This is a genomic window from Microbulbifer maximicatervae (SeqCode), from assembly GCF_052468295.1.
Map to the genome: position 1 here is coordinate 4208678 of NZ_CP174340.1, position 13366 is coordinate 4222043.

At 49.0% G+C, this 13366-nt stretch carries 7 protein-coding genes; 5 read left to right on the top strand and 2 right to left on the bottom strand.

Annotated elements, in window-relative coordinates:
- Positions 1-46: 46 nt before the first annotated feature.
- The 3 genes from pepN (at position 47) to ACJJIQ_RS18640 (ending at position 4556) form a co-directional block, all read left to right on the top strand.
- Positions 47-2740, top strand: coding sequence for an aminopeptidase N (gene pepN / locus ACJJIQ_RS18630; protein ID WP_445362697.1), 2694 nt, complete (start codon positions 47-49; stop codon positions 2738-2740).
- A 266-nt stretch (positions 2741-3006) separates the two neighbouring features.
- Positions 3007-3468, top strand: a complete 462-nt coding sequence (locus ACJJIQ_RS18635) for a GNAT family N-acetyltransferase (RefSeq protein ID WP_444907001.1) — start codon at positions 3007-3009, stop codon at positions 3466-3468.
- Between the two features lie 44 nt (positions 3469-3512).
- A complete protein-coding gene (locus tag ACJJIQ_RS18640; protein ID WP_445362698.1) occupies positions 3513-4556 on the top strand; it encodes a Kelch repeat-containing protein in 1044 nt (347 codons plus the stop codon).
- Between the two features lie 76 nt (positions 4557-4632).
- On the opposite strand, the gene ACJJIQ_RS18645 is transcribed toward ACJJIQ_RS18640, so the two are convergent.
- Both ACJJIQ_RS18645 and ACJJIQ_RS18650 read right to left on the bottom strand, forming a co-directional pair.
- Positions 4633-6840 carry a transporter substrate-binding domain-containing protein gene (locus ACJJIQ_RS18645; protein ID WP_445362699.1) on the bottom strand — a complete coding sequence of 736 codons (2208 nt, stop codon included), beginning with the start codon at positions 6838-6840 and terminating at the stop codon, positions 4633-4635.
- Between the two features lie 227 nt (positions 6841-7067).
- Complete coding sequence (locus ACJJIQ_RS18650; protein ID WP_445362700.1) at positions 7068-8570, bottom strand: hypothetical protein; 1503 nt, start codon at positions 8568-8570, stop codon at positions 7068-7070.
- Between the two features lie 326 nt (positions 8571-8896).
- On the opposite strand from ACJJIQ_RS18650, the gene ACJJIQ_RS18655 reads away from it, so the two are divergent.
- The gene (locus tag ACJJIQ_RS18655; protein ID WP_445362701.1) at positions 8897-10447 is read left to right on the top strand and encodes an alpha/beta fold hydrolase; all 1551 of its coding nucleotides are present in this window, start codon (positions 8897-8899) and stop codon (positions 10445-10447) included.
- A gap of 129 nt (positions 10448-10576) precedes the next feature.
- Positions 10577-13315, top strand: a complete 2739-nt coding sequence (locus tag ACJJIQ_RS18660; protein WP_445362702.1) for a M1 family metallopeptidase — start codon at positions 10577-10579, stop codon at positions 13313-13315.
- Positions 13316-13366: the final 51 nt, after the last annotated feature.

Here is a 13366-nt window from a genome sequence, read left to right on the forward strand (position 1 = left end):
TAAATCGCAAATAGTAATTCAATAACTCTATATTAAAAATAGCGCCATGAACAAATATATTCGCCTTACAAAGGTATTACTAAAGTACAAAGTGGTTATAGCGATTCTATGTGGTATTTTATTAAGTTCCTGTGAGCAAAGAACTACTAAGCAAGAAATAAGCTTACCAGCAAAGAAAATTTCATCTCCTATTAGAACCACAGCCCCAGGACTTTCAGAATCTTATGCTGACATTCGTCGTCAGCAAATTGCTGAAGTGGACTATCGGCTGAGCATCAATCTGGATAGTCAAGCTAAGAACTTCTCCGGAATTGTGCACGCAGATATCAATTTTAGAAAAATACTTGAACAGCCGCTCACTATCGATTTTTCCGGTGGTGCGGTTGATTCAATCCAGGTCGATGGAAGATCTGTTCCATTTGAGTACAACAACTACTGTATTTCTATTGATTATCAAAATCTACCAGAAATATCCCACACGATTACGGTGAATTATCAACACCCGTACTCTAACAATGGCTCAGGATTACATCGCTTTAAAGACCCCAAAGACGAAAAGGTCTATTTATATACGGACTTTGAACCTTATGATGCCAATCGCCTATTCCCACATTTTGACCAACCCAATTTGAAAGCGCGCTACACCCTGGATGTAAAGGCTCCAAAAGACTGGGTAGTAGTTAGCGCGGAAAGAGAGGAGAGAGTAGAAGAGAAAAGAAAATCAAACCACTGGTTTTTTCCTCAAACCAAGAAATTCTCATCTTACATATTCTCTTTACATGCAGGTCCTTACCACATCTGGGAAGACAAGACAGGAGATATTCCCCTTCGCTTAATGGCAAGACAGAGCCTGGCAAATTACGTAAAAACAGAAGACTGGTTTACCTTCACCAAACAATCCTTTGAGTTCTTTCAGCCCTACTTTGAAATTGATTATCCATTTAAAAAATATGATCAAATACTAGTACCTGATTTTAACGCCGGCGCTATGGAAAATGTTGGGGCTGTAACATTTAACGATTCTTACATATCCCGAGGAAAAAAGACCCAGGCCCAGCGGATGCGCCTCGCCAATGTTATTGCCCATGAGCTGGCCCATCAATGGTTTGGTAATTTGGTCACCATGAATTGGTGGGATGACCTTTGGCTCAATGAGAGCTTTGCCACTTACATGGCCAATCTGGCTCTAGCCGAAAATAGCGAATTCACTACCGCTTGGGAGAACTATTACTTAGGCGCCAAGCAATGGGCTTACCACACTGATCAACGCCCCACTACCCACGCTATTCAACTACCAGTCAACAATACTGACGAAGCCTTTGCCAATTTTGATGGAATTACTTATGGCAAAGGCGGCTCAGTACTCAAGCAATTGCCCTACTATTTGGGCAAAGAAGAATTTCGCAAAGGCGTCAGTAATTACTTAAAGGCCTTATCTTATGACAATTCAACCCTCAATGACTTTATCAACCACCTGGGCAAAGCTGCGGATAAAGATCTTAATTCCTGGCAGCAACAGTGGCTTTACCAGGCCGGCCTCAACACAATTGAAGCCAGCTTCCAGTGCGATGATGACAAAATCAATCATCTGGTAATTCAGCAAACAGCACCAGAGGAATACCCGATATTAAGAGAACAGCGCACACAGCTGGGGGTTTACCAAAGGAAAGCTGGAAGTATGAAACGGGTTGCAACCCTTCCAGTGCTTTATAGTGGTGCCAGAACCGAAGTAAAAGAAGCCGTGGGGCTACCCTGCCCAGAGGGGCTATACCCCAATGAAGAAGATTGGGCCTATGTGAAGGTAAATCTGGATGAAGTTACCATCAAGAATATGGCTCAGCATATCAATGATATTGAAGAACCGTTTGCACGACTAATGTTCTGGCAAAGTCTATTTGATAGCACCTATGACGCAAAGCTCCCTCTGGATGAGTATATTAGTTTTATAGTGAATAATGGCGCCGACGAAAAGGACATCAATATTATTCGTTTGAATGCCAGATATATTGAATTCACTTACGATTTTCTGACTCAAATCCCCCTAAGCACAAAGCGCCGTAACGAACTTACTCAGACCGTTGAGAGCTTTGTCTGGGGTCAACTACTAGAGGCGGCTGAAGGTAGTGATCAACAAAAAGTCTGGTTTGGTGTTTTTACCAATATCGCCCACTCCACTCCAGCATTAAGTCATGCTAGAGACCTATTAATGGGAGAGTTTGCCATTAAAGGACTGGAACTCGATCCTGATATGCGCTGGAAACTTATCAAGTTGCAGAATCGTTATCTGTTCTCAGATTATGAGCAGGCAATCACAAGAGAATTGGAAAAAGATAACTCCGACAGATCTAAACTCAACGCACTTTCTGCTGAAGTTATTCGCCCCCAACCCGAAAATAAATCAAAGTGGGTAGCTAACCTTATATCTAATCGAGACAAATTCAAGTTAAGCGAAATTCGAAAAATTACAGAGTCCCTTTTTGCACCAGAGCAAATAGAGCTATTTAACATCCACGGCCAACCGATTTTTGACTCACTGGCTCAGGTCAATGAAGATGAATCTCAGGAATTGCTTACTGCTTATGCTTACGCCCTACCGCTAATGTGTTCTAGAGAAAATGTAAATGAGATTACTAAGTCACTAAAAGAAAAACCACAACTTAAGCCCATATTGGTAAAAGCACTAAAAAATCATCGCTATTCCGGTGAACGCTGTATCAATATCGGGAAGCGATTACTCTAGATCTTCTTTAAACTAGCTATTAATGTTGAACTAAGGGCAATATCCAGCCCTTAGTTTCCCTTACCAGGCTTTTGGCCGGGTATTACGCGTAATAAAACGGTGCATATTTTATCTAAATGCCCCCGAATAAAGCATATCTATTGCACCAGCTAACTTATACTTATTCTTCTCTAAAAATCTTGTTACAGTGACATTTCAAAGCCCAAAAAATTAACGGGCGTCCCTACTTAAACCATTGTTTTAAAAAGAAAGACAATCAAATAAAGATGTATATATCAGTAAAATTAGACGACCTGTCCGATGGCTCCATTAACAATCTTCTTGAAGCTCATCTACGGGAAATGTACCGACATTCCCCACCTGGAAGCGTTCACGCACTAAATCCTGATGAGTTAAATGACCCCATGATTACCTTTTGGGGAGCGAGAATTGATGGAGTTTTGGCCGGCTGTGGTGCCCTAAAAGAGATCAACCCTGATTTGGGCGAAATAAAATCCATGAAAACTCATTCTCTATTCCTGCGCAAAGGCGTTGCCCGCGCCTTGATAGAAAGAATATTGGAGGAGGCAAAGCAGCGTAAATATAAAGAGATAAAGCTGGAGACAGGTCGCGCTGAAGCTTTTGCTCCCGCAATCGCTCTCTATCGCCGTTATGGATTTGACGATTGCGCCCCTTTCAGTCACTATAAAAATGACCCTTTTAGCCTATTTTTAGGTAAAAAATTATAGTCAATAGGTATCCCTTATCAGTCAGTATGAGAGTGTTTGTTACCATGGCGCTATCCAGAAGATCCTTTATTAAATATTCCAGCTTAGCTTCCCTTACTTTCGGTGGAGTCAATCTAACCGCTAAAGAGGCTAATTCCAGTCTATCTATATCAAATCTTCCCAGCCTGGAAATACCTTTACAGGAGATTTACCCCGCAGTATTTTCTGGTGAGATCTATGTAGCAGGGGGATTTATCCCATCGGATACGGCAGTTTTCTTCGGTCTCTCTCCAACTAAACAAACACATATCTTTTCTCCAAGGGAACAAAACTGGAGGCATGGGCCCAATTTACCTGAGGTAAGGCATCACCTCGGTATGGCCAGTAACTCCAACAGTCTATATGGCATCGGTGGGTTTTTTGGCGATTCGGATAGCGCTTGGCAAGCCCGAAATACAGTTTATAAACTTTCCGGCGAATATAAGCATTGGATAGAAACCAGCCCTCTCCCCCGGCCCTTGGCTGAATCTATTTACACCAACATTGGGGAGAACATCCATGTCATTGGCGGTAGGGCCCCTGACGAACAGTCTAAAAATAGAGATACCAATTCTCATTATGTGCTTACAAGAGGGGATCATTGGGAGCAAGTAGCGCCAGCCAGTATCAAGCGAACCTCCGCAGGTGGGGCAACTTTAAATAACAGAGTTTATGTTGTTGGTGGCCGCCAGGTTAGCGACAATGGTAGCAAGGCCAGGAATCTAACTTATGCCGAAGTTTATGACCCCAGCCTGGATAAATGGGAAAAGATCCGCCCTCTACCCCAGGCTGCTGCTGGACTCACAGTAACCCCATTAAATAATAAATTAATAGTTACCGGCGGTGAGGCATTTGGCCCCAATGGCAACTGGAAGACTGGTACAGCATTTAACAATATTTGGATTTACGATCCAGTCACAGATGATTGGAACAATCAGGGTCAGTTGCCCCAGGCACGGCACGGTCACGGAGCAGTAGCCCTAGAAGAAAGCCTCTACTTGATTGGTGGAGCCTCTAAAGTTGGGCCGCAAGAAACTCTCGCCTCCGCAATACAGCTGCGCTGGAGCTAAAGGGCAATAATAAAGTACCCTTGAGCAAACCCACAATGCCTCTGACTTGCAGAGGCCCACTGATGGGATGCATTAATTAATCGGGAGCAATGCTGCCATCAATATCTGTATAGTTCTGATGGCGCTCAACTCCTAAATATCCAATATATCTATCCCGTATCTCACGCACATAATTAACTGGCTCCCTGCCGCGCACGTAACCAAAACGACTATCGCGATAGTATTCAGGCTGGGACAACAGCAACATGGCCTCTTCAACATGGCCAAACCACTGGTTAGGGTCCCACTCCAGTCGTCGGGCTAACGCTCTGGCATCCCTGACATGACCGTGACCCGCATTATATGCAGCCAGGGTAAAATAGATCTTCTGCTCTAGGGGTATATTTTCAGGAAAACGTTTATCCAGCCACCCCAAATAAGATACACCTGCGCGGATACTGTTTTCAGGATCATACAAATTGTTAACTCCCATCTGTCGTGCTGTCCGCGGTAATACCTGCATCAAGCCCTGAGCACCGGCAAAGGAGCGCGCTTGGGGGTTAAATTGACTCTCCTGGTACATCTGCGCAACCACCATACGCCAATCCCGATCGGTAGCCTCAGTATATTTCTTTACTATGGGATCAAAGGGCGATAGTTCATCAGTGCTGCGCAGGCGCTGCCCTTGATGTCGGAGGATACGCTTTTGTTCCTTGAAATATTTATTGTAAGTAACGTTAAAGAACAGGTCCCGATTGTGCTTGTTCAGAAAGTTATTCAGTTGTTCCAGTAATACCGGCTGGCCAGTTCGAACGGCCCAGGCGATATCTCGCTCCCCTGGCAACTCCCCCACTACAGTAAAGTCATCCCGGTAAGTACTCTCAATGGCGGCCAAGTGTGAGTCAACTACGGTATAGGGAAAAATACCCCTGGCTACTGCATCAATAAGAAACTCACTGGTAGCGCCTTTTAGACGATGGATCTGTAGCGGCACCATATCTTGCCCGTGCTGCTTTTCCATTATTTTGACCAGACTCTCGTGATAGCTCGTGGTGGGATTAACCACTACTGTTTGCCCAGAAAGCAGGTTCTCTGGAAGGGGTAGCTCTTTATCAGGCACCTTTGATTTTGCGGTTACTACCTGTTCCGTAACTGTCATATAAGGCTTGGAAAATGCCAATCCCTGCTGGCGGCGGGCCTCGGTAACAGTAAGGGATGCAGCAATCATGTCTCCCATTCCATCATTCAATGCCTCGACCAAATCCTGATCTTTATCGGGCACAACCATGCTCAGGCGTAATTTATGGTCACGGGCAAACTTCCTTAGCAGATCGTAATCAAACCCCATCAACTCACCGCGCCAAATAAAGTAGGAAGCGGGGTGATTGCGAGTGAGCACCCTTAAAGTTCCGCTCTCCTTTATTGCCTGCCAATCTCTCAGTGGCTGCTCTCGGTTCTGACTGGCCAATACCAATTCTGCGGTAAAGAACTCATTCAACTCACGCCTCAAAGCGATAGCATTTTTGCGTACAGCCCAGGCTATAGGCCTGCGGGAATCGAGTTCTGTGGTGGCTGTGAGTTGCGGGTAATCAGTTAGAAGTACATCGGCCAAATTACTATCAATAATTGTTGCGGGGTATTCACCAGCTGCTACAGCCGCGATAAGCTCGCTGGTTGCAACCGGCTTATCGAGGTAAGTGATCCTGTAATTTTCCGTATCGGCTCGCTGCTCCAGGGTTTCAGCAAATGCACTGCCCCGCCGCAGCACGACTTGCAAGGGCACAGCCTCTTCCACCTCGAACTCTTTATGAGTAATTAGCAACTCATCAACATATTGTAATGGGCGGGTAAAACCCAGTAATAACTTGCGTTCTTTTGTGCGGGAAAAATTGGTGGCAATTACATCCCCACGTCCATCAACAACCGCTGGAATTAAATCGGAAAAGTTATCTACGTAAACCCACTGAGGCTTTAACCCCCGGCTACGAGCAAAATTTTCCGCAAGTTTTCGCCACTCTGTTGCAGGTAGTCCTTCTCGTGGTAAGGCGCTCTCCTGGGGGCCCCTTAGGGCCAACAGGCGCAATACACCTCGCTCTAACAGGGCTGGCAAATCTCCCTGCTCTACATAATTTTCAAATTGTGGCTTTGCGGGCTGTTTATTCTGCGGCGTTGGTATCGGTTGTTGGGGAGATTCCGTTAAAACCTTTGAATTTTCTACAACAGGATCTCTATTACTCTCGCATGCGGCAAACAGCAATATTAAGACAAATAGCGGAAATATAACGAAAAACCGTTTTCTGCTCACAGTGCACCCTTTCTTATTCTATGAGAAGCATTACCCTTAACGCGCACGCTATGCTTCGCAATATGGAATTGCCGCTGTTACAGAAATCGTACCAGTTTGCTGGGAAATTATCCCCTAAAAAAAAGCCCGGCAAAGTCAATTGCCGGGCAAATATACGTTGGCGAATGTCGGATGTCTCTTACACAGAGTGACAAGCCTTTTTTATTCAGTGAGCGCTCTTATGGTTGCTATGATGACTTGGGTTTGCCCTTCAGCTCTGCCAACCTCATTTTTATTTCTTTGTTCTGCTCCTCGTCTGGGAGCTCGAACATCAGCGGCTTCGCCACTCGGGCAAAATACTCCGCATCTTTCTTTTGGTAGAGCTCTTCTGCCAGCCACTGGGCAATATGCAGCTCACGGGGGGCACGCTTGTAAGCCTGCTCCAGCTTTTCCAGATATTCCTCTCGGGGGTAATCCAGCATCTCCATAGCCATCGCCAGGCCAAACCAGTGAGATGCATTTTTCGGTTCTTCCTTCACCAGGAAGTCGAACTCTTCCCGCGCCATTTTCAAGCTGCGAAGATCCCGCTTACTACCGGGCGCCACCGCCTGCTGATTAACCGTTAACCAGGCATGGGCACTCAAGTACCAGAGCTGGCCCCGGTCCTTAGTGGGGACACTGGCCAAAAGGTGGCTAGCCTGGGGGAAATTACCCAATCGCAGATCGGCACTCGCTTTAATCGCAGCCAACTCAGTACTGTAAATACCCGTGCTGTAGGCATACTCAATCAACTCATCCAAGGCCAGCAGGTTGTAACCGGACTGGGCGATAAATCCAGCCAGGATACTCACCGACTCTCTTTTGCTGAGGCGTTTAATCGTAGGGCTGGCCTCTTTAAAGTCCGCGGGGATAGCGCCACTAAAATGTTCAAAACTATCCGCCTTATAAGTGGCTACATAGGCCTTTTCGATTTCTTTCACCGACATCCCCAGCGCTTCTTCCAGGGCAAGTACTGGGTCGGCACCATCGTTATAGGCTTTGACGAAATTATCGAAATTATCCTGCTTGCCGCTTTTCATCATCAACCAGTGAGACAGAATCCAACCTCCGGCATAGACATCTGCCTTTTCGTCCGCATCGGTGTTGTACACCGTCGCGCGCAACAGGTCTTCCAGCGGCATAAGCCCGGTATACATCAGGGTCATGGCCCGTTCGCTGGGAATGGAGCCAATTTCGTAGGTGCCTTTTTCCGGGAATGACATGGTTGCCATAAATTCAGCAAACCCCTCGCTATACCAATAGGGGTAGTGGGTGGTGTTGCCGTTATAGCTCAGAAAATGGGTGTATTCATGGAACAGGAATTCGCGCGCTTTGAGCTGCCTCTCAACGCTGCGACCATCCAGGTTTACCAGGGCATAGTTACCCTCCGCAGAGGTATCGAACAAACCGTTGGTCATATCCGCCAGCTCAACACCCACCAGGTTTGCATAGGTGTCCCGGTCTGCGGCCGCATAAATAGTTAATCGCTCGCTTTTTGGATCTGCATCGAGTAACTCCAAGGCCACTGCGCGATAGCGCTCCAGGTCTGCTACCAGACTTTTGACTGCGTTGGGATCACCATCGGTAATCACGCGAAAATTATCACTGTCGACTTCATACCAGGTCACCTGCCCCAAGCTGCGCGGCGCGGCGTAGGCTGAAGCGATAAATCCGAAACAAAGTACTAATAGAACAACTGAACGAGAAACCATAGTTCGGGCCACCGAGTCATTGTTACTGAAGCCCTCCCTAGCTGATTAGCGAAGACGACACAGTACCGGTTTTCACTGATCAAAAAAAGATCAACTTGATCACAAAACGGCTTTTCGCCTATTTTTGTGTGACCGGAAAGACACAAAATAGATAGCTGTTCACAAATAGTTTTCTGCAGCAGATTGCGACATGAAGCGAGACAAACGTCTCAAATTTAGCCCTGTTTATGTACAAAACTAGGATGAACTCCTATAGTACGGGGTCGACCAAGGAGGGAATCCTGGTCAAAAAAATAATAATGATTTCATCAGATGAGAGAAAACTAATGAATACCAAGCCACTACTGGCGCTGCTTGGCGGCGCCCTAATGTCTGCTCATGCCTGGTCGGCACCGGAATATATCGCCGACGTGGATATTACTTCTTTTGACGGTACGGTCCTGGATGCGAACTTATTTATCCCGGAGACGCCTGCACCTGCAGACGGTTACCCCACCGTTATTTTTACCAACAGCTGGGGGCTGGAGAAGCACCAGTACCACTTCCAGGCCAAAGAGCTGGCAGAAAACGGCTACCTGGTACTCAGCTACTCCACCCGGGGATTTGGGCACTCGGGAGGACTTGTTGACGTCGCAGGGGATAACAGCCTTAACGATGTGGGAGTCCTGATCGACTGGCTGGAAACCAATTACCCGGTGGGCAAGCTGGGTATGGCCGGAATTTCCTATGGCGGTGGAATTTCACTACTGAGTGCCGCCAAGCACCCTCGCGTCGATGCAGTAGCTGCCCTATCTGGTTGGGCAGATGTAGTAGAAGGTTTGTACCCCAATGAAACCGTCAACCTGGTATGGGGCACGCTGCTTGTTACTACGGCCTTCCAGAAAGAGGCCGAACTCGAGCAGGTATGGAGCAACCTGCGCGACGGCGAAAATATGGAACAGGTAATTAATTTCGGTGCTGAGCGCTCCGCAATGAGTTACGTGGACGAAATCAATCAAAACGGCACAGCGGTATTGCTCTCAAACAATTTCGCCGACTACCTGTTTAAGCCAAATAGCATGACCGATTTCTATTCCCTGCTCGAAGGGCCCAAGAAACTCATGCTAAACCCCGGCACCCACGCGATTACCGAAACTCTTACCGGTAACAACGGCCATATCTGGTCCACCAGTTTCCGCTGGTTCGACCACTACCTAAAGGGCGAAGACAACGGGATCGACACCGAACCCAAGGTGGATATGACTGTGCGCATCAGCAATGAGCTGGAGCAATTCGAGGACTACCCGGTAACGGACGAAAGCACCACCTGGTACCTGCAGCCACGCTTTACTATGTTTAACAATGCAAAAATGGAGAGCGACAAGTACGACGGCTGGAGCTGGAGTAACGAATTCCACGGCGGCTCAGATACCTTTGCAGGCACCGGTATCCCGCTGGTTTCCGATGCACTGGAAGGCTTCGGTATCCCCGTTTACGCGCCCATGATCGCTATCAACGGCTACTACGCCATCGAGTACAAATCACCGATTCAGTGGGAAACCCTGAAGATTCGCGGCGAACCCAAACTCGAAATGTGGGTGGAACCCAGCAAAAAAGAAGTGCAACTCAACGTGCACCTCTACGATGTGGGTCCGCTGGGATTGGGACGCCTGATAACTCACGCCCCCATTACCCTGCATTCAGACAAGTCTGGGCAAAAACAAAAGTTCGAAGTGGACTTTTTCACCACCAGCTACGATGTCCCGGTTGGCCACCGTGTAGTATTGGCCATCGATACTCAGGGGTACATCTACCAGAAGCCAGAAAATACCAATTACACCATCACAGTGCCCTACAGCAGCAGCAAGGTCTCTAGCCTGACCGTACCGCACCTGTAAGTCTCCCCACAGAAACCCGGCATCCACTGCCGGGTTTCCTCCCACCTTCCCCTCAACCCAACTATTTGCATCGCGTAATTTTTCTCCAAAGCGGTACAATCAGCCTTTTGGCTGAGTGCTCCCCCTACCATGAAAAAGAACATCCCGCTCGCCCTGCTAACTGCGGCCCTGCTCTCAGTAGCAGGTTGTAACCCCGCAGAAAAAGCATCGGAACCAGCAAAAACCAATACTGCCCAGGAAGTCGAGGCTAAAGGCCTCGATTTTGATAAGGCTCCCGAAGGGCGCCTGCCCGAGGGCACTACCCCCTTGGATTACCAGCTGGAACTGGTGCTGGACCCTCGCAAAGACACCTTCACCGGCAAGGTGGATATCGATATCCAGCTGGCGGAAGGTGCCCGACATATTTGGCTGCATGGCAAAAACCTGGATGTGGGCGAAATCTACGCACAGCTCGATGACGGCCGCCAGATTCCGGCCGAATACCGGGAAGTGCTGGACAGTGGTGTTGCCGCAGTAGAGTTTGCTGAGAAGATCGATGCGGGCAGTTTCAAACTGCACATCGACTACAGTGCTGCATTTGATCGCAACCTGGCCGGGCTTTTTAAGGTCGAGGAGCAGGGCGATGCCTATGCCCTGGCAAAATCTGAATCGATCCAGGCCCGCAAGTATTTACCCGGTTTCGACGAGCCAGGCCTGAAAGCGCCCTTTACCGTCAGCCTGACAATACCCGAAGGCTACGCAGCGATTAGCAATGGGCCCGAGCTGAAGCGCGAAGCGGCAGGTGACGGCATGGAGAAAGTCACTTTCGCCACCACACCACCGATGTCAACCTATTTGCTGTCCCTGTCAGTGGGCCCCTTTGACCAAGTTGAGCGCCCAGCCATACCGCCGAGCAAGTACCGCAAAGACCCCATACCCCTGCGCGGCTTCGCCCGTAAAGGTCGCGGTGAGGATATGAACTACATCCTCGATATCACCCCCAAAATGGTGGAGACCTTCGAGACCCAGCTGCAACGCCCCTACCCATTCAAGAAGCTGGACATTATTGCCGCCCCCCAGTGGCCCAGTGGCGCTACTGAGTTGTCTGCGGCAATTACTTATCGCGAACAGCGTATCCTGGTGGGCGACAACCCCGCTCCCGGCACCCGCCTGGCTCTCGTAGAAGTTCATGCGCACGAAATTGCCCATATGTGGTTTGGCAATCAGGTCACCCCTCCCTGGTGGGACGACCTGTGGCTGAAAGAAGGTTTCGCTACCTGGGGGGAGGCGCTGGCCCTCACCATTATGGAACCTGAAGAGGGGCACGACCTCAACGCAGCGACTTATGCGATCGGCGCCATGCAGCTGGACTCCCTGGCCAGCACCCGCGCCATTCGTGAGCCCATCGCGGACAACAACAATATTCGCAACGCCTACGATTCGATCACCTACTCTAAGAGCCTGGGCGTTATCCACATGGTGGACACCTATTTCGGAGCGGAAAACTTCCGCCCGGCACTGGGACGTTACCTGGAAACCTTCTCCGACAGCGTGGCCGACTCACCACCCTTCTACAAAGTGATCGGTCAGGAAACCAACACCCCGGAACTGACCGAGACTTTCCGCAGTTTTGTCGAGCAAAAAGGGGTTCCACAACTGGATATCTCCATGGACTGCAATAGCGACGGCAAGGCCTCGCTAGTGGTTCAGCAGAGCCGTTACAAGCCACTCGGCTCCCCTATCGCCGACGCCGGCGATAAATGGAGCATCCCCTTCTGCTTCAGCACCGATAGCGGCGTGCAGCAGTGCCAGATCCTGACCGAGCCAAGGGAGACCCTGGAGATTACCGGCAGTGCCTGCCCCAATTGGGTAATGCCCAATGCCCAGGGCAGCGGCTACTACCGCTGGAATCTTCCCAAGGCGCAGTGGCAGGCACTGATTAAACAATTTGCCCAGTTCTCTGCCACTGAGCAGCTGTCCATTATTGACAGCGCCTTCTCAGCTTTCGAGGCCGGCAATCTCACCGCGGCACCACTGCTGGAAGTAGTGCGCAAATCCGCAGTGGCGGACAAGCGCCAGGTGATCACCATGCCACTGCGCTACCTGCAGAAGTACCGGGATAACTACCTGGGTGAATCCCAGCACTCTGCATTCCTGAATTTTGCCCAGAACCTGTACCTGCCGATACTAAATCGCAGCGCCAATAGCAGTGATAGCGACCGGCAGATGCTGCACAGCGACCTGCTAACCTTTATGGCACAAGTTGCAGAAGATCCTGACTCGCGCAAGCAGTTACAGGAAATGGCAACCGCCTTTACCGGCTTTAAACAGGAACGGGATGCGAAGGCGTTAAGCTCTGACCTATACCAGGCAGCCCTGAGTGTGGCAGTACAGGATGCGGGGGAAGATTTCCTCACACACCTGATCAAAGTCCGCGCCGAGCTGGATGATCCCCGCTTTGAAAATGCCAGTGCCAATGCCATCGGCACCAGCAACAATCCCAAGCAAGTGGAAACCATTCAAGCATTAGCGCTCAGCGACGAAATGGGGCCGAGAGAATCATTTGGCCTGATCCATTACGCCCTGGCCCAACCCAGGGTTCAGGAACAGCACTGGGAGTGGCTGCAACAGAACTTTGATAAGGTAGTAGATAAGATTCCGGCCCAGATCCGCCGCCGCACTCCATCACTAGCCGCTGCCTTCTGTGATAAACAGCACTTGGGCGAACTGCAACAACTCTTTGCCCGGCAAGGTGATTTAGCCCCCGGATACCAGCGCAGCCTCGCGCAAGCCGAAGAGCGAATCCTGCTGTGTATGGCACTGGAGAAAAAAGGCAAAGCGCTAATGGGGGCATTGCCGAAGGCAGTCAATCTCGCTGCTAAACAATAAAAAACAGAAGCTGTTATTTAAATAGCAATTCGAAAAGGCCAGTATTACTAA

Coding starts and splice junctions, on each gene's coding strand:
- pepN (WP_445362697.1), top strand. CDS start 47: ATGAACAAATATATTCGCCTTACAAAGGTATTACTAAAGTACAAAGTG.
- ACJJIQ_RS18635 (WP_444907001.1), top strand. CDS start 3,007: ATGTATATATCAGTAAAATTAGACGACCTGTCCGATGGCTCCATTAAC.
- ACJJIQ_RS18640 (WP_445362698.1), top strand. CDS start 3,513: ATGGCGCTATCCAGAAGATCCTTTATTAAATATTCCAGCTTAGCTTCC.
- ACJJIQ_RS18650 (WP_445362700.1), bottom strand. CDS start 8,570: ATGGTTTCTCGTTCAGTTGTTCTATTAGTACTTTGTTTCGGATTTATC.
- ACJJIQ_RS18655 (WP_445362701.1), top strand. CDS start 8,897: ATGAATACCAAGCCACTACTGGCGCTGCTTGGCGGCGCCCTAATGTCT.
- ACJJIQ_RS18660 (WP_445362702.1), top strand. CDS start 10,577: ATGAAAAAGAACATCCCGCTCGCCCTGCTAACTGCGGCCCTGCTCTCA.